At 55.7% G+C, this 25,500-nt stretch carries 17 protein-coding genes; 9 read left to right on the top strand and 8 right to left on the bottom strand.

What is annotated here, in order from left to right:
• Positions 1-2: 2 nt before the first annotated feature.
• The 3 genes from VVD49_RS18600 to VVD49_RS18590 are packed head-to-tail and all read right to left on the bottom strand — an operon-like array spanning position 3 to position 9,961.
• Positions 3-1,736 carry a UvrD-helicase domain-containing protein gene (locus VVD49_RS18600; RefSeq protein WP_327600724.1) on the bottom strand — a complete coding sequence of 578 codons (1,734 nt, stop codon included), beginning with the start codon at positions 1,734-1,736 and terminating at the stop codon, positions 3-5.
• A complete protein-coding gene (locus VVD49_RS18595) occupies positions 1,729-3,798 on the bottom strand; it encodes an ATP-dependent nuclease (RefSeq protein WP_327600723.1) in 2,070 nt (689 codons plus the stop codon). Before VVD49_RS18595 ends, VVD49_RS18600 begins: the two co-directional genes overlap by 8 nt.
• Before the next feature lie 19 nt (positions 3,799-3,817).
• The gene (locus VVD49_RS18590; RefSeq protein ID WP_327600722.1) at positions 3,818-9,961 is read right to left on the bottom strand and encodes a DUF3320 domain-containing protein; all 6,144 of its coding nucleotides are present in this window, start codon (positions 9,959-9,961) and stop codon (positions 3,818-3,820) included.
• 809 nt (positions 9,962-10,770) lie between these two features.
• On the opposite strand from VVD49_RS18590, the gene VVD49_RS18585 reads away from it, so the two are divergent.
• The 9 genes from VVD49_RS18585 to VVD49_RS18545 all read left to right on the top strand — a co-directional run bounded on the left by VVD49_RS18585 (position 10,771) and on the right by VVD49_RS18545 (position 20,264).
• Positions 10,771-11,760, top strand: coding sequence for a helix-turn-helix transcriptional regulator (locus VVD49_RS18585; protein WP_327600721.1), 990 nt, complete (start codon positions 10,771-10,773; stop codon positions 11,758-11,760).
• Positions 11,761-11,832: 72 nt separating this feature from the next.
• A complete protein-coding gene (locus tag VVD49_RS18580) occupies positions 11,833-12,111 on the top strand; it encodes a hypothetical protein (protein WP_327600720.1) in 279 nt (92 codons plus the stop codon).
• A gap of 14 nt (positions 12,112-12,125) precedes the next feature.
• Positions 12,126-12,302 (top strand): hypothetical protein, encoded by a 177-nt coding sequence (locus VVD49_RS18575; protein WP_327600719.1) that lies wholly within the window; start codon positions 12,126-12,128, stop codon positions 12,300-12,302.
• Entirely contained in the window at positions 12,302-12,667 is a 366-nt protein-coding gene (locus VVD49_RS18570; protein ID WP_327600718.1) for a metal-dependent hydrolase, read from the top strand. Before VVD49_RS18575 ends, VVD49_RS18570 begins: the two co-directional genes overlap by 1 nt.
• Positions 12,668-12,849: 182 nt before the next feature.
• Positions 12,850-14,304 carry a DUF3375 domain-containing protein gene (locus tag VVD49_RS18565; RefSeq protein WP_327600717.1) on the top strand — a complete coding sequence of 485 codons (1,455 nt, stop codon included), beginning with the start codon at positions 12,850-12,852 and terminating at the stop codon, positions 14,302-14,304.
• Positions 14,305-14,324: 20 nt separating this feature from the next.
• Complete coding sequence (locus VVD49_RS18560) at positions 14,325-15,005, top strand: DUF4194 domain-containing protein (RefSeq protein ID WP_327600716.1); 681 nt, start codon at positions 14,325-14,327, stop codon at positions 15,003-15,005.
• Positions 14,998-18,387, top strand: coding sequence for an ATP-binding protein (locus VVD49_RS18555; protein WP_327600715.1), 3,390 nt, complete (start codon positions 14,998-15,000; stop codon positions 18,385-18,387). Before VVD49_RS18560 ends, VVD49_RS18555 begins: the two co-directional genes overlap by 8 nt.
• Positions 18,387-19,577 (top strand): DUF3322 domain-containing protein, encoded by a 1,191-nt coding sequence (locus tag VVD49_RS18550; protein ID WP_327600714.1) that lies wholly within the window; start codon positions 18,387-18,389, stop codon positions 19,575-19,577. The genes VVD49_RS18555 and VVD49_RS18550 overlap by 1 nt, the downstream gene beginning before the upstream one ends.
• Positions 19,578-19,619: 42 nt before the next feature.
• Positions 19,620-20,264 carry a tetratricopeptide repeat protein gene (locus VVD49_RS18545; protein ID WP_327600713.1) on the top strand — a complete coding sequence of 215 codons (645 nt, stop codon included), beginning with the start codon at positions 19,620-19,622 and terminating at the stop codon, positions 20,262-20,264.
• On the opposite strand, the gene VVD49_RS18540 is transcribed toward VVD49_RS18545, so the two are convergent.
• The 5 genes from VVD49_RS18540 to VVD49_RS18520 form a co-directional block, all read right to left on the bottom strand.
• Positions 20,261-21,796, bottom strand: a complete 1,536-nt coding sequence (locus VVD49_RS18540; protein WP_327600712.1) for a hypothetical protein — start codon at positions 21,794-21,796, stop codon at positions 20,261-20,263. The genes VVD49_RS18545 and VVD49_RS18540 overlap by 4 nt on opposite strands.
• Positions 21,793-21,936 carry a hypothetical protein gene (locus VVD49_RS18535; RefSeq protein WP_327600711.1) on the bottom strand — a complete coding sequence of 48 codons (144 nt, stop codon included), beginning with the start codon at positions 21,934-21,936 and terminating at the stop codon, positions 21,793-21,795. Before VVD49_RS18535 ends, VVD49_RS18540 begins: the two co-directional genes overlap by 4 nt.
• Positions 21,937-22,029: 93 nt before the next feature.
• On the bottom strand, positions 22,030-22,758 hold the full coding sequence (locus tag VVD49_RS18530) for a phospholipase D-like domain-containing protein (protein WP_327600710.1): 729 nt from the start codon (positions 22,756-22,758) through the stop codon (positions 22,030-22,032).
• A 703-nt stretch (positions 22,759-23,461) separates the two neighbouring features.
• Positions 23,462-24,301, bottom strand: coding sequence for a hypothetical protein (locus VVD49_RS18525; protein ID WP_327600709.1), 840 nt, complete (start codon positions 24,299-24,301; stop codon positions 23,462-23,464).
• A 37-nt stretch (positions 24,302-24,338) separates the two neighbouring features.
• Positions 24,339-25,409: a hypothetical protein gene (locus VVD49_RS18520; protein ID WP_327600708.1), complete on the bottom strand. Its 1,071-nt coding sequence runs from the start codon at positions 25,407-25,409 to the stop codon at positions 24,339-24,341.
• Between the last annotated feature and the right edge of the window lie 91 nt (positions 25,410-25,500).

Below are 25,500 nucleotides of genomic sequence, written 5' to 3'. Positions count from 1 at the left end.
GGCTAAGGCGCTAGCTCGATTGCATCCGCTCCGAACCAATTTTCGAGAGTTGCCATTGCGCTTGATGACAAGAGTTGGGTGAACAGGACGGCGAGCCGTTTCTGCGGTCTGGAACAGGCGACGTAGAACAAGTTGCGATTGCGCTCAAACGCCTCTTCCTTTGCGGCGGGAATCATTTGGGTGCCGGCAAGCTCCAGCATTTCACCGAAGTTGTATTGATTCCAGCCGCGTCCGACCACAACTAGGACGTTCTCGAACTCAGCGCCCTTGACGCCGTGCTTCGTTTCGAACGGCGAATGACCGTCGAGATAGCGACGGAGTGCCTTCACCTCCGAGTAGGAAACGTCTCGCAGCTTCTGCAGTTCCTCCAAAATTCGTGGCTTTTCGAGACCCGCACTCGTGTCGAACTCGCGTAGCTCTCGCTCACGCTTCTCAACGGCGTCCGGAAGCCTCGGCCTTCTCAGCGCACGCAGGTGGTCGACGACCTGACCGACAGTCCCCGCTTCTCGAATCTCAATCAACTGCGCCATCGCATCGTGCCAGTCTGCTTTATCCGAATGACTACGCAACTGTGGCGTAGTGCCGCCAAGCGCCTCGAACATCGCTCCGTACCTATGAGCAGAAAATGCATCGCAAGCAGGTTCCAGTTGGTCCACAAAGAAGGCGATGTGCTCATGTTCCTTTTTCGTGAACGATTCGTTGTAGCGAAACGTCGTCGCCAGATTCGAATAGCCTTGTTGGTTTGCCAAAAGCTTATGCGTCAGCATGAGGATCTTGGTTTGGTTGGGAGATAGATTCCATCCGTCCTGCTGCAATGCCATCTTGACGCGTTCCAACGTCGCCTGCCCGTCAGCCGAAGGCAGATCCCCGCCCCAATGCGCGCCTTTTTGACGCTCGCCATGCCAATTGTTCGTGTGAAAGATGCGCACTTGGCCTTCAGCCTCTAGATCTTCAACAAACTGCTGTAGCTCTGGTCTCATTCTATTGAGAGAGTCGACAACAACCTTGACCGACCGGAAGTTGGCTTCCTTGCCTATCTCGGTCACGCTGGGATGCTCCAGCTTGCCGCATCCACCACCATAGATTTTCTGCCAATGGTCGCCAAAGAAGCCAAACAGCGGCGCGTCCGGTTGCCCCAGAAAATGAGCCTTAATTGCTTCGATCCACTCGTTGTCCGTATCTTGGTACTCGTCGACCAAAATGATTGGAAAGCGATCTGTGATCATGCGACGGAACTTCTCATGCTCCATCAGCGAGATGGTTAGCGGCAGGACATCGTCATGATGAATAGACACGTGACTGTCGCGTATGGAACGATGCCCCAGGCTGTACACGATGGAGCGCGTTCCCAAACTTCCCCCAACCTCTTCAACTTTCTCTTTCCAAGCAGGCATCGCCTCGATTAGTGCTCTGACCGGCTTTTGAAAGCCACTAATGAGTGACCAACAGAACGCGTGGTTGGTCTCACAGAAGACCAATGGGCTCCGATCCGTCCGTGCAGCAATCTCGTCCTTCGCAACATTCGTGAAGGTGATACAAGCGATTTGCTGACTGCGTTTCGGATATAAGCCCTTGTTACGTTCAATTAGGAACCGAAGCGCCTTGATCAACGAGTAAGTCTTGCCAGCTCCCGCTCCGGCTTCCAAGCGAAAGCTCTGCCCCGCTTCAAGGCAGGCATACATGGACTCGAGCGCGCGCCGACTTGCAGCTTCTGCGGGGGACTCCATCTCAGGCATGAACGTCCGCTCCTTCCACTGGTGCGATTCCCGCTTCCGCAGCTAACGCCAATAGCGGATCCGGCGCGACAACATCGCTTCGAGCGAGCCAGCGAACTCCTTCCACGATGTACGCCGGTGCGACCCAGTCGGTCTCAGCGATTGCATGCCTCAATGCAAACTCCGACTTTTTCCATTCTTCCGCCTTGCGACGGGCTTCCAGTTCTAACCCCTGTGGAGTCTTCTCGATCAGGCCGAACAGGGTCGGATTCGCTAGGATGAATGCGTCTTCGAATGTTCGCCCGCAGGGACCATCCTTTTCCTCGGCATGTTGATAAGCGATGCGGTTCCCCTTGATTACCTTGTCTATCTCTTTTTTGCCACGCAATCCTGCCAACGTAAAGGGATCATCCTCCGAGAACCATGCCTTCAAACAAGCGTTGCTGGAATAGGTGCCGAGGTGAACCGCACACGCCTTGCCTCCAGGCTTCTCGACAGCATCTAAGTCTGTAATGATCAGACTGCGCAGTTCGAGAAACCTCAGCAGGTCGAAGAACAAATGTGCATAAGCACCGCCGACTTCCATTACCGTTGCATACTGGTTTGATAGCTTGGGACTCTCAGGCTCGGCGGCCTCGAGCTTTGCGACGATGACCGGCAGCAAAAGCCGCTCGCTCAGTCCTTCAACCAGCACGGCCTTGTCTGCGAAAAACAAGTCACAACGTGTCAACGTCATGTACTGATGAAGGAACTTTTTGTCTGCCGGCTTGATGTGATTCAGTCCCTTGCGCAGATCTTTGATCCTGGTTTTTCGAATGCCTTCTTGGGCCCCAGCCACAGGAGCACCGAGGAAGTAGCGGATGCTCTCGAAGCCGGCTGCGTTGGCAATGTGCGATGAATGGGTCGACACGACAAACTGAACAGGCCAAGGCCTTTTGTCTTCCATGCCGTCAACTAACTGCTGCGCAATTTTGGCCAGTTGGCGGATGAAAACCTCTTGCATCTGTGGATGCAAATGCGCTTCGGGTTCTTCGATGAAGACAAGATGCACACCGGGCTCAGCGACCTCGGCGCGAAACGCCTTATAAAATCCGGCCAATTGTAGAAGGATGAAAATCAGGTTACGCGCACCGAGACCGTTGTACGACTCTGGCAGTGTGATGCCGTTGTATCCCGCATAGCGAACCTTGGTGAAGTTCGATAACAGCTTCCCCACATCTAGAAGGGTTTCGGTGTGCAGCTCCTGTCCTCCAAGTCCGGGGTAGCCAAAAGTCTGCAGCGCCGGAATCAGGCCTTTGAGCTGGCCACTGAAGTTCGTATCTATTTGGGCCTGAATGTCTTGGACGGCACCTTTCAGGGCCTCAGCAATCTGCTTGTCCGCGGTATCAGCGGTTGCTGAAGAAGCTGTCGCAAAGAGGCCTTCCACTGTTTTAGCCAAGACATCTGTTTCCCGTGATGTCACATCATCAAGGCCTCGCTGCGCGTTAATAAAACCAGTCTTGACCAAACCGCGCAGTGCGCTTGGCTGCAGCTGACGGCGATTGTCCTGATCGTTGGGATCCTCAGCCCAGATCTTCACGCCAAAATCACTGGGGATGCGCTCTCGCAGAGTACGAAAGCACGCAATACGCGCTTCGGCGGTTAGCTCGTCTTTGGGCAGGCCTTCGAAGAACCGTGCTACCAGGCCATCCTTTAGTTCATAGCGAACTACCACCAGCGCCTCAGAACACGCAGGATCCAAGTCGATCACAAAGGGACTCAATGGGCCTAGCTGCGGCTGCGCGGGGTCGTAACAGAACTTCAGTCGGAGCTCAATGGCCGGGATGAGCGCGCGAACGGCATCATCCTCAGCACCTTGGTTCAGTCTCTCAAGCGCTTCACAGAATTGGTCGTAGCAGGCACTGGAAAAATCCTCGAGCCGAAACGTAGCGCTGCCATCGTTCAAGAGTCGACGCATGACTTCCGACAGAGAGGTTTTCCCGCTGTTGTTTCGGCCGACGATAACAGTGGTCTGATTCTCTAAGTCGAGATTGATATCAGCGAGAAGACGGAAATTCTTGATTTCAACGTGATGAATTTTCATTTAAGTCTCTTGGTGTTTATCAGTTCTGAGCAGAAGCGAGCACAAATTCAAGTCGGCCTCTACTCGCCGCCCTCAGCTTCATCAAGCCAATCTCCCGCGCCATTGCAATCAGCGCGTCTTCGCCTGACTTGCCGGTCCCGATGACCCAGCGAGCAAGCGACAGCAGTTCCTGCTCGCAGATTTCTTCCACGCCGCGTGCGCTGTCTTCGTCGGTTGGCCAGCGAAAGGCGACAGCTGATCCCGGCGCAACGCCGTCGGGCCAGTAAAAGCTCCCCGCAGATTCTTCGGTGCTGGTGAAGCGCTGCCGGGCCAACTGTTCGACGCGCTCCTGGATGCGGCTACCGGTGCGCTGAAATCCGTGAGCGCGGGCGATGCGACGCGCGAGCACGGCCTCGAGCACCGGGCCTTCGTGTTGCACTACCCACTCGACCATCGGTTTCAGCACCGCGTCATACGCATGTTCGTAAAACTGCTCGGCCGAGACGGCACCCGCCGATACGGCGTCTTCCGGCTGTGAAGCTAGGAACAGGCGATCCGTATCGGTGACGCTCGATTCGGTTGCCTCAGGGACTGTTACGGAGCGAGCGTAGAGATCCTCGGGCTCCACGTTGACTTGCTCCTGGGAAAGTACTGGCGACTTGGTAGCCGCTCGAGCGATAACGGCTGCAGCCTCCAGGGCCGCCGCGCTATCCAGCGCAGGGACATCCTGCTTCTGCACTGCCTCGCTTGCGGCTTGCAGTGCGCTGGCTTCGAGTGCGCGGCGCTTTCGGTCATGGTTCAGCAGTTCATTGAGACGCACATGCACGCACTCCAGCGTGCCACCCGGGTCTACCCACCAGTCGGTCGACCAGATACGTTCGATCTCCCAACCCAGACCGCGCAGTACCTGTTCGCGCAGTTTGTCGCGGTCGCGCGCGGTTGCCGAGCGATGGTAGGTGGCGCCGTCGCATTCGACGCCCGCGAGGTATCGCCCGGCGAGGTCAGGGTGCACAACACCGAGGTCGATGCGAAACGAAGATGCGCCAATCTGCGTATGTACCTGCCAGCCCTTGCGGCCCAGCGCAGCGGCAACGGCGGCTTCGAAGGGGCTGTCGAAATCGCCTTGGCTTCCTTGGTGCGCTTCGGCTAGGGCGCGAACGCCGCGCTCGGCGAATTCGAGAAAGTGCTTGAGGTCGCGCACGCCGATAGCCTTGGTGCGCGAGAGGTCCATCTGCTCGCCGCGCAAGCTGGAAAACACGCGAAGTTCGTGGCGCGCGCGCGTCACCGCGACGTTGAGTCGTCGTTCGCCGCCATCACGGTTGAGCGGACCGAAGTTCATCGATACCGCGCCGCTCATGTCCGGCCCATAGGTGATGGAGAAGTACATGATGTCGCGCTCGTCACCCTGCACACTCTCCAGATTCTTGACGAACACGGGCTCGAGTTCGACCTCGGAAAAGAAGGGTTCCAGGCCCGGATCCTTGCGGCGCTCCGCATCAAGAAGGTCTTCGATCAGCCCTTGCTGTTCTGAATTGAAGGTGACCACGCCAATGGTCAGACCCGACTGCCGGAAGCCCGGCGACTTGAGTCGCGCCACGAGGTCTGCGACCAAAGCACGTGCTTCGGGCTGGTTGATACGGGCGCCACCTTTTTCGTATTGCCCCCCGACGTAATGGAAGCTGACCGCGTTGTCCTCTGTTACCGGCGACGGGAAGGTGACCAGGCCGCCTTGGTAATAGCGATGGTTACTAAAGGCGATCAGGCTTTCGTGGCGCGAACGGTAGTGCCAGGAGAGATTGCGTGTGGGCAAACTGGCGCCCAAGCATTCGTCGAGGATGCTTTCGAGATCGCCTTCCACGTCTTCCCCATCGCCTTCGGCCGCTTCGGCTCGGCCGAAAAAATTGGTGGGCGGCAGTTGCTTGGGATCACCCACCATGACAACCTGCTTGCCGCGCGCCATGGCACCGATGGCGTCCCACACAGGGATCTGCGAAGCCTCGTCGAAGATGACAATGTCGAAACTGCTTGCGTCGGCGGAGAGGTACTGCGCGATGGAGAGTGGGCTCATCAGCAGGCAAGGCGTAAGCCGCAGCACCACCGATGGAATCTCTTCGAGCAACTGGCGCAACGGCAGGTGCATGCGCTTTTTAGTGATCTCGCGGCGCAGGATGCCCCACTCGCTGTTGCGCTGCAGATTCTCTGCCGTCGGGAGACCGGCGCAGAGTTTGGCGCGGACCCATTGGCGCGTGATCTTGGTGAATTCTTCGTCCAGCGCGCGGAATTCGCCAATGCGCCGCTCATGTTCGGCCGAGACAAAGCGCTTAAGCACTTCGTCTTCATCAACAGCTTCCGCCACCCACCAGCGAGCGTAGTTCACCTCGAAGGCTGCAGGCACCTGAGCGGGCGCAATATCGCCCGCTTCCATAACTCCGACCAGCGCAGCCAGGCCGGCACCGCGCGCGGCAGTCTGGGCGTTGCGCCAAGCGCACCAAGCGTGCAGGCCTGCATGCGCCTGGTCCAATCGCCGGGCTACATCAGCCATCTCTACAGGAGTGAGATCGGTGAAAACGCGCTTCGCGTCGTCGGGCTGCGCCGCGGTGTCGCCAAACGCAGTAACAGCGGCGTTCAACTCGGTGAGTTGTACCAGCATTTGTTGGCAAGCATTGCCGATAGCCCCGCCCTCGCCGAGCTCTTGCGCACGCTCGGCCAACACGTGGTGCAGCGCTTGGCGTATGACATCGACTGTGGCAGCGAGCAGGCCTAGCCCATTGAGCCCAGCATGGAGCAGCGAATGGAAACGCAGAGTCTGAGCGATAGCCTCGGTGTCGGTATCCAGCGCACGCCACACCGTCCCGCAATGGGTCGAGATGGCATTCAAACTGCCCAGCCGGGTTTCCAGGGTGGCGCGCTCTTGCAGCAGGGTATGCGCCTGTTGCAAACGTACCCCGCAGCGCCCCCCCGCGATGATGCTGTGTTCCGCTTTCAGTGCACCACGATCTTTCAAGCGCAGGCGCTCTTGTTCAAAGGTGAGTGCGGCACTTAGCAGATCCGCATCGGTGTCGTGGCCGCGCCAGAGGCCATCACTGGCTTCGGTCAGCGATGCGCTGTCGACAATGCGGTGCTCAAGGTCTTGCAGTGCCTTGAGGCGTTTCACCTCGACCACCCAGCGCTCACCACAATAGCCCTCTGCAGCCGGGTTTAGCCCGTCCAGCGAATATGGGCGCTGCGCCCGCGCGGCCAGCAACGCGGCATTGGCCTGAAGCGCGCTGCGGACGTGGTCGGTACGTGTTTTCTCTCCGGACCATAGCGTTTCGACGACCGCGCCAGGGTTCAGCTCGGCCACTTCCTCGCGCAGGCTCTTTATGCGTACAAGCGCGGCCAAGTCTTCGGCGATGCGTGGCTCATCGGTGTCTTCGATCAAGGCTTCCAGCACACCACGCACCTTGCGTTTGCCCAGCCAGGATATCGGCCAGAAGGATTTCTCAGCCTTGGCCCATTCGCGTTGTAGCAAGATGACATTGAGCTGTGCCACGCCGGCGCTGTACTTCACCGACAAGCCTGCTCGCAGTTTTGCGATCTCTTCGATTCGCTGCACACCGCGCTGTAGTTCGTCACTCACGGGCGTAGGCCATGCCTCCCCTAACTCGGCATGCACACGACGATGCTGCACCAGTAAATCCAGCGCCTGATGCAACTGCGATTGCAGCTCAGCGGGCCAAGCAGAACTGATCCGGGCAGACAGCTCACGCTGCTGTGCCAGCAGCTCGCTGCCCGCCTTCAACTCCACGCAAAGCGCTACGCTTTGCGGCAAGACACAGAAGCTCCACGCTTTGCCCGCCGCTTGCGGCAGGGCCTTGGCAATGATGCCCAGTGAAGAGCGAACGTTGCGGTGCAGAACGGGGGCGTCCACACCCAATTGCTCGCACAACTGGCGAGACGCAATCATAAGACGTTCGCATGCATCGCCCAGCGACTGCGCGGCGCGCACCATGTCTTGCTGCCAGCGCGCGGACCAGTCGCTCACATACACCGGAGTCAGCGGCCCTGCGGCGAGGTTGTTCGATCCGACCGCCATGGCATTGGCCTGCAGTCGGCCCGCCAACTCACGCAGTGCGGCCAGGGCGGCCGCGTCGTGCTCGCGTGGTGAGGACCACGTGAAGTGAAGATCCGGTAAGTCTGCACCACCGACCACGCTGCCAATGGCGCGGTAAACACTGAGGCCATTGCGATGCCCGTGATGCAAGCGTTCGACATAGGTGGACAGTTGTTGGCGCACTTGGCCGAGCTGCTGGGCCTTGGCAGCCCAATCGGCTGCATCTTCGCCACGCGACTCCCAAGCGTTTTGCAGCTGAGCCAACACGTCGAGCTTGCGGGTCTTGTTTGAGTGCAGTTCCAGGCAGAACTCGCCAAGACCGACCTCGCGAAGCCTGCGATAGACCACATCCAATGCGGCAATCTTCTCGGCTACGAAAAGTACGCGCTTGTCTTCGGCGAGGCACTGGGCGATCAGATTTGCGATTGTCTGGCTCTTGCCGGTGCCGGGCGGCCCGATGAGCACGAAGTCCTTGCCTCTAGCTGCTGCCATTACCGCCGAAAGCTGGGAGGAATCGGCTGGCAAGGGACTGAAAACCTGCTGGGGCGTGTAGTCGACATCCAGTCGGCGTATGTCAGGAAACGGCACGTTCGATTGGTAGGGCTCACGCGGCGTGTCGATCAGGTGGGCAACCACGGGGGATTTGCGCAGGTCTTCTGTCCGCTCCGCCAGATCCTTCCACATCAGGTATTTGGCGAAGGAGAACATCGACAGCACGACATCCTCGCTGACTTCCCAACCCCGGATGTCCTTGATGGCAGCTCGCACGCGCTTCCAGATGCCATCGATATCGAGCCCAGCGTCATCGCGCGGCAGGTCCCCCTGAGGTACGCCAAGTTCAAGCTGAAAGTCCTGACGCAACATCTCGACAAGCGTGGGATTGAAGCGTGGCTCGTCGTCGTGCAAATGCAGCGAGAAGCCGGAGCGAGCGCTCTTGCGATCCAGCGTGACGGGCAGCAGGATCAGCGGTGCCTTGACGCGGTGGTCTGGTTTTTCGGGTCGTGTCCAAACCAGAAAGCCCAGCGCAAGGAAAAGCGTATTGGCGCCACCTTCCTGCATGGCATTGCGGGCGCCGCGATATAGATCGACGAGACGGCTGTCCAGCTCCTGCTCTTCGAGTCGGATGAAAACTTCACGGCGCCTTAAGGCATCGGCAGCATGCGCCTTTCGCAAATCCTCCTGGCTGCGTGCCTCGTGTAGTTGCTGGCTGCGCGGGTCACGGCCCTGCATCAGCTCAGGGCTGGACAGCAGCTTAAGCGTCAGGCCCTCGGCCAGCGCGTCCTCCAGTGCAGGGGCGGCAACGTCAAGCTGCAGCGCCTTTTTGCCCTGCTTGAAGTTCAGCAAAGCATTTCGCAATGACAGATCGAGCAGCTTGCGCTGCCAACGCGCAAGTCGATCCTTCGGGTCAAGTTCTGCGGTGGGGGTTTCCTGCTCCACCTCGTCAGACAGGTCAGGCGCCTCCTCAACCGTGATCGCAACCTCGGGCTCATGAATTGGCTGTGCTTGGTCGGCCACTTTCTGCGCCAATGCAAGCGGTTTGATGCGCGACATGCGTGCTCGCTTTACATCCACCACCAGTTCGAACTTGTCGCCGTCCTCCTCAGACAGTTGGCGATTGCCTTGGGAGATGGCCTGACTAAAGCTGACGGGCTGACCTTGCGCGGCCAGCGTCGTCTCGAAGACCAGCATCTCTTGGAGCTGAAGGCGCTTGCGCACCGCCGTTATGTCATCGACTACCGCCGTAGAAAATTCTTCATCGCGTAGCCACACGCCCACGAAAGCATGGCCGTGCGTGAAGATCAGCAGAGGGTTGAGATGCGCCTGTTCCAGGCAAGATGCGAACAGCAGAGACAGGTCAAGACAGGTGGCCAAGCCTGCATCGAGGATCTGCCCCGGACTACGCACCTTCTGGCCGCGATGCTCGAAGCTAGCAGGGGGAAGCGCATAGTGAAGTTTGCGTTGCAGAACGGCTGTCCAGATGCCGGAAGCAAGTTCCCATGCGCGCTTGGCGCCATGCGTGTAGCCGTCAATGGAGCCTGACTTGCCATTCGCCTGCAGCGCCAGCGCAGCAGCTTTGAGTACATGATCCACGGCAGGATCATTGGGTTGAACGAAAGCTGCGACCATTTCAGGCAAGTAGCCAATGCCACCCCATTGGTTGCGCGCGAGGAGTTCGACAACCCGTTCATTCTTGGCAACGATTACATCAGGGGCTTGGCGGCTTCGGAGCTCGAAAACCAGTGTTGCTGATTCAGTCTCTGTGAGACGAGACAGCAAGGAGCCATCCAACTGCACATCCAGATCTGTGAGGTGATAGGTCTCTCCTGCTCCGACAGCATCCAGACTCCAGGTTCGAGACTTCAGGAATGCCGGCTCGGACGTGATGTTTATCGTCAATTCGCCGATTGAAATCAGCGTCTCATTGACAATCGCCAACTCGTGCAGTGCGGGGACTGAGTTCTGAAAGTCAGCGAGGTTCAGTTTCGCAACGGCCGCAACCTGTAGCCGAACCTCTGGCGCTCGCAGTGGCTCCTTTATGGCGGCATCAACGCCTGGCGCCTGCCTTGTTTCTTCCCTCATGCGCGGCCCTCCCGAGCATATTCACCACCTATTCGGCGCTGTCATCGGCAGCTTCGAACAGTTTTTCAGCTCGTCTTTTTTCTATTTCTTTGACGAGCGCATATTTTTATCCATGCGCTTGGCGGATGTCGTTTGCTCCGCTCAGTTGGCAGTCATGGCATTAGATCGCCACAGAATCAAAATGCATACATACCCAAAAGGGCATAACACCACATGGATGTTGTCCGGGCAAACTGTCAATGAGACTTGCCAGAACGTCCACCATTTATGGATGGTGCGTTGAAGAGCAAATCCGGATCTACACATTTGGGGAGGCATTTGTGTCCAAAGTCAGCATCGAACGTATTACAAAGATTGTGCGTTTCATGCGCAAACGAAAATACGTCTCGATGGCGTTCCTCAAGTCAGAACTCGAGGTATCTGAGGCGTCAATCAAGCGGGACCTGGAGTTCCTACGAGACAGGCTCGGATGTCCACTCGAGTGGGATCGAAATCTACGCGGATATGTCATTCGAGACGATTCAGCTGCGCCGGGACGTTTTGAGCTACCAGGCGTCTGGTTTGATTCTTCTGAAATTCTCGCACTCTTGACCATGCTTCATTTACTTGATGGCATCCAACCTGGATTACTCGAGGAGCATGTCTCACCTCTCAAGGCGAGGCTTAGGAGCATGATTGCTCGGGGAGCAAAATCGCCCGCATCGCTTGAGCAAAAACTCAAGCTCATCCATTTTGCACCCCGTAAAGTTGAGCCCAAGCACTTTCAGACCGTAGTAGGAGCGCTACTCGCAGAAAAGCGCCTGAACCTGAGCTACTGGAATAGAGAGCGCAAGGAATTGTCCGAGCGAGCCATATCTCCGCAGCAGTTGGTGCATTACCGTGAGAACTGGGTACTTGATGCTTGGTGTCATCAACGAAATGCCCTTAGGTCCTTTGCGCTAGAGGCCATCCACAGCGTTCAAGTCTCGGATGAGACAGCTATTCAAGTTAACAAAGATACGATGGACCAACATTTCCGCAGCGGCTACGGCATTTTTGCTGGGGCAGCAACACATCGTGCTCGCTTGAAGTTCACCATTGAACGAGCGCAATGGGTTGAGAAGGAAACTTGGCACCATGACCAAGCTAACTACCATCTTGAGGATGGCAGTTATGTCCTGGAAGTCCCCTATTCAAATGATCAGGAATTACTCATGGACATACTCCGGCACAGCCCGGAGGTCGAAGTGCTGGCCCCTCCCGAACTCCGAGAAAAGCTCCTCGCCAAACTTCGCCTCGCTACGGAAAAGAATAACGACCTTCCGATCTAGTCGGTCACTATTTGAGCTAGTCCCCTACCGATAATGTGCTCAAGCCCGGAATGGACCGGGAAGGAGAAAATCATGAAAGTGAATGTTGCACATCTTCGTGAGCGCGCCCAAAGCGGGGGCTGGATCAATTTCGCAGTCTTCGACGCGCGCTCCTCATCTGGTTTGCGCGACGATAATGCGCGGCTGCTTGCGCAACTGACAGCTCAAGCACGTGCCGCCAATCTGCAAGTGGATCAATCGGCCCTGGCCTTTACGTCGGGTGGTCGAATTCAGTATTTCGGGACTCCATCGTTAGTGGACTACTTGGCACACAGTGGCGTGCCTCGTTGGACTCACACCGTTGACGTTTAATGGAAGGAGCTGACATGGCCAAAAATCTTCCAGTCGGCGACGATGCCCGGCGTGGCGCAGTGCGTGATCGGTCGCAAGTTTTCAATCCGAGAACAGAAACATGGACCAAGCGCGATACCGACACAGGCCAGTTCATGGATCAGAAAAAGAACGGTGAGCCCTTCAAGGGGGTCCGCAAGGAGCGTAAATAATGAATGGCCCGACACATCGGCTCGTCGCCGGATTAACTGTGGGTGTCTATCTCGCAGACAAAGAAAGCAAGGCAGGCACTACGACTTGCGCGCCAATCCTTGCGGGTGCCGGCGCTGCGTATTTGACCAGTCTGCCCGATATCCTTGAGCCCGCGACATCGCCCAATCATCGACAGTTCTTCCACAGCATCGCCTTTGCCACCTTGATTGGCGTCGGGTTATACAAGCTCAACAAGTGGCAACCGGAAACCGACTTGGAAGAGGCTTTGAAAGGAGTCGCCCAGCTTGCGGGCTGGGCCTATTTAATTCACCTGGCATTGGACTTCACGACACGAAAATCTCTACCATTGCTTGGTCGTATTTGACTTTCAATCTGTAGTTGACGGGTGCCATCACCACGAGACCAGCCTTTTTGAATCACTCTTGAAGCTACGCAAGAGAATATTGCATGTACAAATTAGGCTACGATCAGTGCTTTGTCATGCAAATGAAACTTCGCTTAACTCGAGGCGATTTGTATCGGGCAAACAGCCTCAGCTGCTAACCAGTGCCACTCGACTTTGAATCCCTCGATGCTTTACGCACGCACCACCCTGCGTGGCGACTCCTTCGTTCGGATCATGCGCCACTGGTGGCAAGCTTTCTGCACCGTACCTTCATTGCACCGAACGTGCGTGTTATGGCGGCGTCGGACTTGGCGGAAAGACTGGACGATGAGTTGTACGCTCTGCGGCAGCAGCTCGGAGACGACGCATTTCCAAAATCAGGACCTGAGTATCTGAATGATTGGGCCGCCCAGGACAAAGGCTGGCTGCGCAAGTTTTACCGTCCCGGAACAGACGAAGCTCAATTTGATTTGACTCCGGCCACGGAAAAAGCAATCGCATGGCTGGATCAATTGTCAGAGCGTCAATTCGTTGGCACTGAATCGCGTTTGCTCACTCTCTTTGACTTGCTCAAGCAGATGAGCGAAGGCAGCGAAACCGATCCGAGCAAGCGGATCGCCGAATTGCACAAGAAGCGCGATGAGATCGATGCTGACATCGCGCGCGTGCTGACTGGCGACGTTCCGCTCTTGGACGACACGGCCGTGAGGGATCGCTTCCAACAATTCGTGCAAGGGGCGCGTGAGCTACTCGCCGATTTTCGGGAGGTGGAGCAGAACTTTCGCCAGCTTGACCGCCGCGTGCGCGAACGCATCGCCTTGTGGGATGGCAGCAAGGGTGAGCTCCTGGACGAGATAATGGGGGAACGCGATGCCATTGGCGACTCCGACCAAGGAAAGAGCTTCGGGGCTTTCTGGGAGTTCTTGCTCTCGAGCTCCAGGCAAGAAGAATTAACGGCATTGTTGGATCGCGTGCTGGCGTTGCCCGCAGTCGCCGATTTAAGCCCAGACATCAGAACGCGTCGTATGCACTACGACTGGATGGAAGCCGGCGAGCATACGCAGCGCACTGTAGCGAATTTGTCTCAGCAATTGCGGCGCTTTCTCGATGATCAGGCTTGGCTGGAAAACCGCCGCATCATGGACATCCTGCATGGCATAGAAAGCAAGGCACTGAGCCTGCGCGATACTCCGCCCGTCGGAGATGTGATGGAGGTCCCCGAGCTCACTGTCGATATCGAGTTGCCGATGGAGCGCCCTCTGTTCACGCCGGCCATCAAGCCCATCATCGCGAATCTAGCTTTGCAGGTTGGGGACGAGAACATCGACCCATCTGCACTGTTCGACCAAGTGGTCGTGGACAAAACACGACTTGCTCGGCATATCCGTCACGCCCTTCAGGACAAAGCCCAAATCACGCTGAGGGAGCTGGTGACAACCCAGCCGTTGCAACATGGGCTCGCTGAGTTGGTGGCCTACCTACATCTTGGAAGCGAGACCTTTCGGACCGTAGTGGACGAAGGCACGCTTGAGCCTATCCCTTGGCTGACAGTTACAACGGATGGAATCGAGCTGAATAGACGTGCGCGACTACCCAGAGTAATTTTCATTCGTTGAGCATGATCGAAGAGGCAAGTATGGAAGAAGATCAATCAGTCTACGCGTCTGCATCTGCCCCCGCTTTCGATTTGTCAGTGCTACTCATCGGCTTGCTCAAGAGTGTGCTTTATCGCGAAAGCGACGAGCGTCAGTGGGCGACGCTGCTTGACCTGCAAGCCCGTGTGCGTGACTACGTCGCAGTGCTCAACCTGGAGCTCATCTTGGATGAGGCTGAGGGCTATGCTTTCCTGAAGAGCCGCCCGGAGCCCGAGGAGGATGATCCTGCGCAACGGCTCCCGCGCCTAGTCGCTCGCAGACCTCTCTCATTCCCCGTCAGTCTGCTCCTGGCATTGCTGCGAAAGAAGCTGGCTGAATTTGATGCTGGCGGTGGGCAAGAGGGTGAAGGCCTTCGTTTGATCCTCAGCCGCGATGAAGTAGTCGAGCTCGTACGGGTCTTTCTCCCAGGCGGCCCAAATGAGGCGAAGCTGGTCGATCAAATTGAAACCACGATAAACAAGACGGTCGAGCTGGGCTTCTTGCATAAGCTCAAACCCGCCACCGGAGCGTCGGCATCGGGACCCGGAAGCTACGAGGTGCGACGGATTCTCAAGGCATTTGTGGATGCCCAATGGTTGGCAGAATTCGATCTTCGGCTGGCTGCGTACCAGTCGCAGTTGTCAGGTGTCGCGCCTGCGCGGGAAGTTGTTAGTTATGAATAATCCCCAAACGCTTGGTCTGGATTTTGCTGCGGACGATGCTCTATCGGGTTTCCGACTGGCACGCCTCGAAGTCTTCAATTGGGGCACTTTCGATAGCCACGTGTGGCCTCTTCACCTTGATGGTCAGAACGGATTACTCACCGGGGACATTGGCTCTGGCAAATCCACGCTAGTGGATGCCATTACCACTTTGCTGGTACCGGCAAACCGCATCGCCTACAACAAGGCTGCTGGCGCCGACAGCAAAGAACGGACATTACGGTCGTATGTGCTCGGTCATTACAAATCCGAGCGCAACGAGATCACGGGCGCGGCCAAACCGGTCTCGCTACGAGATCAAAACAGCTATTCCGTCATCCTTGGCGTTTTCCACAACGCCGGCTACGACCAGACAGTAAGCTTGGCGCAGGTGTTCTGGATGAAGGACGCTCAGGCACAGCCGGCGCGTTTCTTTCTCGGCACGGAGCGCGCGTTGTCGATTGCTTCCGATTTCGCCAATTTCGGCTCTGATATTGTCCAGCTGCGCAAAAAGCTGCGTGCCTCGGGTGCGGAACTCCACGACAGCTTTCCGCCGTATGCAGCTTGGTTTCGCCGGCGCTTTGGTATCGAAAACGACCAGGCGCTTGAGCTGTTTCACCAAACGGTCTCCATGAAGTCTGTGGGCAATCTTACGGATTTTGTTCGCAGCCACATGCTTGAGCCGTTCGAAGTTGCCCCGCGGATTCAGGCACTCATAAACCATTTTGACGATCTTAGTCGTGCCCACCAAGCTGTAGTGAAGGCGCAGCGGCAAGTCGAGTTGCTTACGCCGCTCGTGGCCGAATGTGCCCGCCATAGCTCTTTGTCTTCAGAAGCTGCGGAGCTGACGCAATGCCGGGATGCGTTGCGCGGCTATTTTGCCGAATTGAAATTGGATCTACTGGAAAAACGCATAGACCGTCTGGCCGAAGAATGGGAAAGAGCCAACTCTCAGGTCACGCGCCTCAGGATACGGCGTACTGAGCAGGATGCGCAGGTAGATGGAATCAAGGAGGCCATCAACAGCAGCGGAGGCGGCCGCTTGGCACAGCTGTCCGCGGACATTCTCAACAAAGAGCAGGTCCAAAATGGACGAACAAAGAAAGCGAGTCGTTACGAAGAGCTTGCGAAGGAGCTTGGTGAAGACACGCCGCCTGATGAGATCAGCTTCGCACAACAGCGCAGTCGGATCGCACGCTTGCTCGAAGACGGCAAGAACAGGAGCTCCGAATTGGAAAATTTGTTGTCGGAGCATGGATTAACGCTCCGCCAAGGGCGGTTTGAGCACGAGCAACAGACCACCGAAATCGACAGCCTCAAGCGTCGACGCAGCAACATTGACGACCATCAAATTCAGATTCGGACTGCTATCTGCGGCGCCCTCAAATTGAATGCGGCCAGCATGCCATTTGCAGGAGAGTTGATTCAGGTTCGCGAGGAGGAGCGAGAGTGGGAAGGTGCAGCTGAGCGGCTCCTTCGTGGTTTTGGGTTGGCAATGTTGGTTCCCGACGAGCACTACAAGGTGGTTGCGGAATGGGTAGATTCAAACCACATGCGCGGGCGCTTCGTTTACTTCCATGTCCGTGTGCGCAAGGCAACCGATCTGCCTGTCATCCACAAAGATTCGCTGACACGCAAGCTCTCGATCAAACCCGACTCCCCTTTCTACGATTGGCTGGAGCGTGAGCTTGCTCACCGTTTTGATGTGGCTTGCTGCAAAACGCAAGAGCAATTCCGTCGTGAGGCGCGTGCCGTCACCCTATCCGGTCAAACAAAGGATCCTAGCGGCCGCCATGAGAAGGACGACCGGCACCACATCAATGACCGTGGTCGATATGTGTTGGGCTGGAGCAATACTGCCAAGATTGCGGCACTGGAGGAAAAGCGTCGCACGTTGGAGACGCGCCTCGGCGAGCTTGGCAGCGAGACTGCAGCGCTCGACAAGGAACGCAAGCTCATTGCAGTACGGCAGACGGCACTGACCAAGCTCGAAGAGTTCACCAGTTTTGAGGAGATCGACTGGCATTCTGTTGCGATAGAAATTGCGTCGCTACAAGATGAGTTGGCCAAGCTTGAATCGGCCTCAGATGTCCTCAAACAGCTACGTCAGAATTTACAGGCACTGCAGGACACTGTTAAGGCAACTGAAAAAGAACTGGAGGCAGCGCTTGATGGAGCTTCCAAACTCGATCAACGCAGCACGGACGCGAGGGAGCTTTACCAACAAACTGAGAAGCAGCTCCCACGCGAGGAGCGCAATGAAGCGCTGACAGCAAAACTCGAGACCGTGTGCTCCGAGGTACTGGCTGGGGTCTCACTCACCGTCGAATCTTGCACTCCGAAAGAGCAGGATATTCGAGGCGTCATTCAATCCAGAATCGACACAGAGGAGCGAAAGCTCAGGACGTTGGCTGAGCGCATCATCAAAGCGATGGCCGCCTTCAAGGAGGAGTTCAAACTCGAGACAGACGAAGTGGATACCAGCCTGGCGGCCGCTTCCGAGTATGAAAGCATGCTCGCTCAATTGAATCGGGACGACCTTCCGCGTTTTGTTGCCCGTTTCAAAGAGCTTCTCAACGTCAACACCATCAACGAGATCGCGAGCTTCAATGCGCAATTGGCCCGCGAGCGCGAACAAATCAAGGAGCGTATTGCCCACATAAATAAGTCCATGGGCGAGATCGACTACAACCCTGGGCGCTATATCGTGCTGGAAGCGCAAATCAGTCCAGATATGGAGATCCGGGATTTCCAACAAGAATTGCGCGCATGCACCGAAGGCGCAGTGACAGGCTCTGATGATGCACAGTATTCGGAGGCCAAATTCCTCCAGGTCAAAACCATCATCGACCGGTTTAGAGGTCGCGATGGTCTTTCCGAGCAAGACCGTCGCTGGACAGCAAAAGTCACCGACGTGCGCAATTGGTTTCTTTTCGCGGCAAGCGAACGCTGGCGGTCGGACGACATCGAACACGAGCATTACTCGGATTCCGGTGGTAAGTCAGGCGGACAAAAGGAGAAACTGGCCTACACGATCTTGGCCGCGAGCCTTGCCTACCAGTTTGGCCTGGAATGGGGCGCAGTACGTTCTCGCTCTTTCCGCTTCGTCGTCATTGATGAGGCCTTCGGTCGTGGCTCAGACGAATCCGCGCAGTACGGTCTGCAACTATTTCGCCAACTCAATTTGCAACTTCTGATCGTGACGCCGCTGCAGAAGATCCACGTCATTGAGCCCTTCGTAGCCAGCGTTGGCTTCGTACACAACGAGGGTGGGCGGGCCTCAAAGCTGCGCAACTTGTCCATTGAGGAATATCGTGCGCAGAAAGCCGCGTTGTCCCCGGACGCCGCGCAGGAGTTGGCATAGTGTCCTGGAGCTCCCCGAAGGACTTGAAAGCGCAAGTGGCGCGGCTGTGGGACCAAGGTGAATTATTGCGCGACGTCGTGACCTGCAATAAGCGCTTCCCTCTGCGTCTTGCACTCAAGTCGCCTGCATCAGCTGACATCACAAATCGCTTCGAACTGGTCCGCGCTTGGGCGACAGAGTTGGCTGCAGCGACGTCCTTACGCATCGAATGGCAGGACATTCGTCACCGCGTCCAAGGCCAGCAGAAAATGCCAGCGAGCGTGTGGGTTGCGACCATCGCGGATGCTGTTGCATGGCTTGGTAAGCACGAAGAGTGGAATCGTTTTGCAGGTCAAGTTGCAACGACCCGGCAACACAACCCCGCTCTGTTGCCTTGGCTTGAAAAGCGGCCTTTGCAAGCACTAGCACTTGAGCCTGAGTGGCCGCGGCTGCTGACTGTGGTGGACTGGCTTTCGGACCATCCCCGCCCCGGTATCTATCTGCGCCAAGTGGACATACCCGGTATTCACAGCAAGTTCATCGAAGGACATCGCGGGGTGCTCACCGAATTGCTCGATTTGGCGTTGCCGGCTGGCGCTGTTGACTTTGAGAAGAGCGGTATCACCCAGTTCTCCGGCAGATATGGCTTTCTGGACAAACCGATCCGGATTCGCTTCCGCGTGCTCGACGCTGCCATTCGAGCGGTAGCTGGGCCGATTTGTCCCGATGTTGCAATCGACGCCGACAGCTTCAGCCATCTGAACCTCGCAGTGAAGCGCGTATTTATCACAGAGAATGAAACGAACTTCTTGGCATTTCCGCAAGCAACAGATGCCATAGCCATATTCGGTGCGGGCTATGGCTGGGAGGCGCTAGCGCGTACTTGTTGGCTAAATGACTGCGAGATCTACTACTGGGGCGACATCGACACTCACGGTTTTGGCATTCTTAACCAACTCCGCGGAAAGTTTAGTCACGTAAATTCATTTTTGATGGACCGCGCAACACTTGAAGCCCACTCCGACTTTTGGGGGCATGAGGGTAAGCAACTGCAAGTGGACCTACATAGACTCACACGCGAAGAGAGAAATCTATACGACGATCTACGTGATAACCGCATCCGTGTTGGAGTCCGTCTGGAACAAGAGCATGTTGGGTTCCATTGGCTGACCAATTACCTTGAGACCCTCTTTCGGGTCATACCCAAATAGCGCACATCGACCACCCACAGACGAGACGAAAAGATGCAGTACTTGAAGGTCGCCCTTCTGACAATCATGCTTAGTGCATGTTCGATGTCTGAGCGGAGCAAACTTGAATCCGAATGCGCCACGGGCGCTCCGAAAGCTTGCCATCAACTCGGGAGGTATCTGGAGTACGAAGTGGGCGATGCGACTGCCGCGCTTCCACACTATATGTGGGCGTGCGACAACAACTACGCCCGGGCGTGCACAAACTTAGGTTCTCTTTACGGACGCGGTGTCGGCACTTCTCAAGATGACGTCAAGGCGGCTGGGTTGTATCGCAAGGGCTGCGATGGCAAGGATCCGATGGCCTGTGCGAACCTCGCTGATTTCTACCTGCGAGGCATCGGTGTCCCGGCGGATGCCGGAGCCGGGATAGCGCTGTACCAGCAAAGTTGCGAGGCGGGAGATGTAGTCGCTTGCCGCGATCTCGGCGCCATCTACGTGGCCGGCGAAGACGTGCCCGCAGATCCCGCCCTAGGCGCCAAATGGCTTCAGAAGGGTTGTGATGCGAGCTCTGCACAAGCCTGTGGCGACCTCGCAAACCTGTATCACAGAGGGGTTGGCGCCCCCCAAGACAGTGCGGCCGCACAACGTCTCTATAAGAAATCGTGCGACGGTGGGTACAAACAAGCTTGCAAGATGATCCCTTAGGGGGACCGGAGCCACCCGTACCGTTGAGCATCTTCACCGAGTAGATATCGTTTCATTGCTTCCCGTCCGGCCGAATCGAGCTGCCGGAATATGCTCCGCAGTTCGGAGTCGATCCCTTGTTCGGGGGCGCCCAATTGACGCGCCTTTGCATACCATTCATGTCCGAGTGCGAAATCACGCTGTTCCATGTACACCGCACCGAGCAGTGTGCATGGGCGGTAGTTCGAAGGCATAAGTGCGTGCGCCTCTTCCGCTAGCAGAATTGCCTCGGCCCGTCGCTCCAGATCGCGCATGGCGCCGCCACGAGTGGTCAGAAAGGCCGAACGAGTTTTGGCGTCCTTGAGACGACTGGGCGTCACCCTATCAAGCAGTCCAAGTGCGGAGGCAGATTGGTTGGCCTTCCGATAGTGCCCGCTCGCGTTGATTGCGCTCCGTGGGTCTTGGGTACGACGAAATGCATCGGCGTGCGATTCTGCCTCCAGGGCGTGGTAAGTCTCCCGGAGCTTCTGGCTGAAATGATCTCTGGCTTCGGTACCGAGCCAGGCGAGTTGTTCCTTGGATAGTCGCTTGCCAGCATTGATGTGCTGGAGCAACGTCGTCATCTGCGGCGTGAATGCGTCAGTCAGCGAAACGTCGTATTTCTTGTAGAGGGCTTGCAGCGCCATCATGGCGATGTATTCAGGATCGCTCTCGCGGGCGATACGCGCTATCTCGGCATCCTCCGCTCGGGCCTTGCACGCGACGGCCTCAGCTTCAGTTGCTCTTGCCGCTTTCAGGTACTCATTGAGCAACAACTGACCGTACGCCAATCGATGCAAGTCTTCAGGCGCTTTGAGCCTGAGGTGTGCCAATTCGTCTTCAGTGAGCTGACGGCCGCGGAAGAGCGCCTCCAGAATACCGCTCAGTGGCGGACAAACCGCCGCATTGATGTGAGTCAGATGAAAGTAGCGCGCGATGTCCGAGGCGGACAATTCAACGGCATCCGGGCGAGCCATGCGATCCAGATAGGCAGCGGCTGCCAGTTCCTGATTGCGTTCGCGCTGTACTTTGCATGCTGCTTGTCTGGCCCTCTGCGCATTGAGCACGGCCTCTGTTTCCTCGCGCTCGCGCTGATGGCGAAGCTTGCGTCGAGCTTCGGCATCCATTTCTGGTGCGGTGTTGCGGTCTGGCTGTGTAGTCTTCGATGTCGGATAGCCGTTCGCAAGCGCCTGCCGCTCGGCTTCCCGGATTTGATGCGCGGCCTGCGCAACACGATGCATTTCTATATGAGCTGAATCGAGCCCGGCGATGTAGGCCTCGTGACTGATCTCACCGCAGGCCAGTTGATATAGACCCGGCATGTTCTGCCGCCGCAGAAAGTCCAGAGCACCTTTTGTGAGCGGCTGCCCTTGATGCATGCACGTGAGAATGTCGCTGAGGCGCGAGCAAGGAATGCTTGCAGCGGGCACATGGCTGACGCGGAAATAGTCAGCGATGAGGTGAATCGAGCTTCCCATGGGCGACAAGGCGTAGTGGTTTTTTGGAATGGTCAATGACGATTATGACCGAGACCAATCGCTTGTTGCTGCGTGCCTTGCTGGTCACGAAATTCGACGACCTTTGCAGCGATTGTTGCTTCGGCCTTTTGCCGAAGCTCGGAGAATCGGCGAGTAACAATCGGATCGAGTTGCATGGTCAACTGATTTGGACGACACAATTTAGTCATTTGGTATATTTTTTGTCATTAAAACGACCCCAGCATCCCATACCAATTAATTTAGCGACTTCAGCTCGATGTTGTTAGCCCATCAAAATTCATAAATGGAGCCACTGATTCTGATGTCCAATCAAGTGGTTCGGAAAGCATCCAAATTTGTCCAAACTCTTGAAAGTACGCTTCAACTATTTCAGAGTTGTTGATGTAGAGCGAATTCTCTAGAGAAACCGATGCATTCGAAGAAAAATTAAAAGAACCAGTCCAAATAGCATACCTGTCTGTTTTGGTAGGCATTGATTCGTTCCACTTTGCAAAGACCAAAAATTTGTTGTGCATCAGCGGATGAGCAAATTCCTCTTTGCTCTTAATGCTTCCAACGCAAGTTACGGGGTCAGCAGGGTCGAAGAAGTAATACGCCTTCTCGCCTATCGCATTGTCAATGCTATGTAATTCTAAACAACAGGACAGTTTGGCGTACTCGGCTTGTAACGCCTGCATCCAAGCGTTTCCATTTGCAGATGGTTTTAAGAAAACCTCCTTCTGCACCACTAACATTACACATTTTTTCTGCATGGCTTTTATTATTTCCATATCTGTAATCCATGACACACACCCAAAAATTACATCTGCCTCATTTATATGGTCAATTAGGCGTTTCTTTACGTTTCTAAAATAAACACGGATGCTTCCGTCCTTCGAATTTGTAGAAAAATCATTTGGCGCATCAAGTGTTGATTCTGAAATTTCAGGGTTTGGTATTCTTGTTTCGTTAAGATTTTGCTTAGTATTTTTTGGCATTACATTTTCCCTGCGTGTCATACCCGGCTGGCCCGGATTTGTCGCGCCAGTCTGTGTTGATTTATGAACGTCCTCACGCTCCAATTCTGCTCGCAAGCCATCCCAAGTAGCAGAGGCTGGCCGAATTGTTACGGACGTTCACTAGCGTCAATAGGCTGACCTTTAGCGTTGCCTCAGAAAATATCGTTCTTCGGGCATCATCCCATAAGCCAGATGGAATATCTTTGCTCCCAGAGTTGGTCAGCAAATGGCGGCTTTACGGCAACATTGCCGACGTCGGAATTGGCCGACAGCAGACATGATAGTCCATATGCATGAATGGACGCTCGGACCGATGACCCGACAACCCACTTTGCATAAGGCAGCAGATCGGCCAAAGCGGTCCATCACGGAGGCGACCACTAACGTCTGCAACCAACGAAAAGCGGCCACTCATCCGCCGATGGGAAAAGGTCAACGTTTGACATGAGAGGTGCCGCCCGGTTTGCCGGAGATCGCCCTCTCGACGGAAGGGGTAGGCCCTATTAGAAACCGAACTTTAAGGACTCAGCGCGAAATCGATGGATATTGGCTTGCGTTTATACGGGAAAGTGCGCTGCGCGGCCCACGTTCGAAAAGTAGGCGGCGGCCGCAAGCCGTCCGCTTAACCGGCGGGGTGAGCAATATGCAGACCAAAGGACCAAGGAGCGACAGAGCAGACGAACTAGCAAGTGCGACCTATCCTGTCGTGGTTTCGATCAAAATGGTCAACATGGTCTGAAGCTCCTGGGACTTCCCGTGGCTCTCTTCCGAATCTGTCGTGGTATTCCTTTACAGCAGCCCGCTCCTTGGCTTCTCTTGCCTCGCGCTCTGCGCGCTGGATCCTGTCGCGCTCTGCGCAAAGGTCTCGAAGCGCATCATTCGCTTGGCAGTAATACGCATCAATTGCCTCGTGAATTATTCGGAAGGCACTTCCGACCGCGCCCGCTTGGCCGGTACGCGCACGCAATTGTACTTCCTCGGCTACTGACGCATACGTAGCTTGAATTTCCTGAAGTCTTTCGATGGGTATCCGAGCCACAAAGTCAGAGGATGGATGACTTGTCACGGCCTCATGGAAAACCTCCACCATTAGTAGTCGCTTTCCATCCAGAGGTGCAAGCAGATCGAACTCAATTAGTGGCCAGCAGCCTGATTTTCGCTCGTTGACGGTCGTCTCGAATTGTCTTCGATACAGTCGCATCAACGCGTACTTATAGGAAACTCGAGGGTCAAGAAAAGCTTGTGGGTCGACCGGCAAGTCAGGATCAGTACTCCTTGTCCATTGTGTATATGAGTTGATTCTGCCTTCCACCGTGAGGGCATGCACCAGCGCCTTGTCAATGGCTTCAAATTGGTGCTGAAATTTCGCAAGATCTTCTTGAGGCTCCTCAATTAAGTTCAAAGTCTCTTGATTTACGCGGGCGGTTGCCTGAAGCCTTAAGGCGGTGACAAACTCGAACTTGCCCTTGCCGGCTAGGCGTGAATTTATTTCCTCGGCATATGAATTGTATGACCCGTTCATGGCGATATCTCCTTGTTCTCAGGCACGAAAAATATATTCAGCGCTTTGCGCAACCCGAAGGCGCATTCGCCACCTTCGCGATAAATCTTCTCGCAGAATAGATGTTAATAAGTGTTGCATTTCGAAATAGCTTTATCTCAGGCTCGCTGCTTTTGGCAACGAAACTACCTGCAGACAAAATGGAATCTCGAGTGCCACTGAGCGACGCCCACGCATAGGCACTCCATTTCTCTCGACTGCCATCAAGAATCGGAGTTTGACAACCTATCGGTCTAGTTCGCTGACTCGCATAAGGGTTGTCGTGACAATATCGAATGGAAGATCTTGAAGCCTCGCGGAACCACAATTCGGCAAGCGTAGCAACCTCGTCTTGTGAGATATCTTGTTCGCTCAAATCAGCATTTAAAGTCACGTTTTCGGAGGAAATATCAGGCGACCATAGATTTGAGACTATTTCAAAGACAACTCGAAAAAAGTCCTCTTGGGGCGCTTTGCTATTAGAGGCTATAACGGAAAAGTTTCTCAACAATGCCGCGCTAGTTCTTAAATGGTGGGCCATGCATCTAGCTCGACCAACCCGCTCAGAGAATTTATCGGCGTTCACTTTGCCGAGCTCCCTGTCGATGTTGGTATCTAGGTCACGATCAAGGTGAGCCAACAAGATAGACTGGAGAAGAGATTCGGAGACCATAGGAGCGACTAGTTCAATAGTGTCCGCAAGGTCTTCAAATTCATCGGAGAGAGCACCTCGAGCTTTAGACAAGTGCCCTACTAGCGCTGTATGCGCCGATGCCAAGAGTCGTTCGCGTCGCTGTTTTAGTGCGCTATCCGTCTGTTGGAGTTGAGAGTCGATATCCGCGATCTCTAGCCGAATTGCTTCGGGAAGGTTCGCTGACGTAAGGTCAGTCTGAACCTGCTTCCGCAGATCGCGCACTCCGAACTCGGCGATCTGATTAATTGACTGCACGGAGGCAACGGCAATGAGAATTTCGGCTTGGGTATTCGATATCTGAAGTGGCTTTTTCGTCTCTGCTCGTATTTGTCCAGACGCGATGCTAGCCGTAACCAGTAGAGCCAGGATTGCCTTAAAGCGCATGTCGCCCCCCATTTTGTTCGTCCTTTTCTAGCCCCGCATTGTCCGCTGGGCTTACGCAGGCAGTATCAATGGGCCGAGGAGGCAGCGCAGGGTGGTCGAATGT

It is taken from the genome of Uliginosibacterium silvisoli (assembly GCF_036017035.1).
Classification (GTDB): Bacteria; Pseudomonadota; Gammaproteobacteria; order Burkholderiales; family Rhodocyclaceae; genus Viridibacterium; species Viridibacterium silvisoli.
Note: the sequence above shows the minus strand (reverse complement) of the source record. Positions and strands in the feature narration are given on the sequence as shown.

What these genes read in the sequence shown, in the direction of transcription:
- VVD49_RS18600 (WP_327600724.1), bottom strand. Translation starts at nt 1,736, where the DNA reads ATGCCTGAGATGGAGTCCCCCGCAGAAGCTGCAAGTCGGCGCGCGCTC.
- VVD49_RS18595 (WP_327600723.1), bottom strand. Translation starts at nt 3,798, where the DNA reads ATGAAAATTCATCACGTTGAAATCAAGAATTTCCGTCTTCTCGCTGAT.
- VVD49_RS18580 (WP_327600720.1), top strand. Translation starts at nt 11,833, where the DNA reads ATGAAAGTGAATGTTGCACATCTTCGTGAGCGCGCCCAAAGCGGGGGC.
- VVD49_RS18575 (WP_327600719.1), top strand. Translation starts at nt 12,126, where the DNA reads ATGGCCAAAAATCTTCCAGTCGGCGACGATGCCCGGCGTGGCGCAGTG.
- VVD49_RS18570 (WP_327600718.1), top strand. Translation starts at nt 12,302, where the DNA reads ATGAATGGCCCGACACATCGGCTCGTCGCCGGATTAACTGTGGGTGTC.
- VVD49_RS18560 (WP_327600716.1), top strand. Translation starts at nt 14,325, where the DNA reads ATGGAAGAAGATCAATCAGTCTACGCGTCTGCATCTGCCCCCGCTTTC.
- VVD49_RS18555 (WP_327600715.1), top strand. Translation starts at nt 14,998, where the DNA reads ATGAATAATCCCCAAACGCTTGGTCTGGATTTTGCTGCGGACGATGCT.
- VVD49_RS18535 (WP_327600711.1), bottom strand. Translation starts at nt 21,936, where the DNA reads ATGCAACTCGATCCGATTGTTACTCGCCGATTCTCCGAGCTTCGGCAA.
- VVD49_RS18530 (WP_327600710.1), bottom strand. Translation starts at nt 22,758, where the DNA reads ATGCCAAAAAATACTAAGCAAAATCTTAACGAAACAAGAATACCAAAC.
- VVD49_RS18525 (WP_327600709.1), bottom strand. Translation starts at nt 24,301, where the DNA reads ATGAACGGGTCATACAATTCATATGCCGAGGAAATAAATTCACGCCTA.
- VVD49_RS18520 (WP_327600708.1), bottom strand. Translation starts at nt 25,409, where the DNA reads ATGGGGGGCGACATGCGCTTTAAGGCAATCCTGGCTCTACTGGTTACG.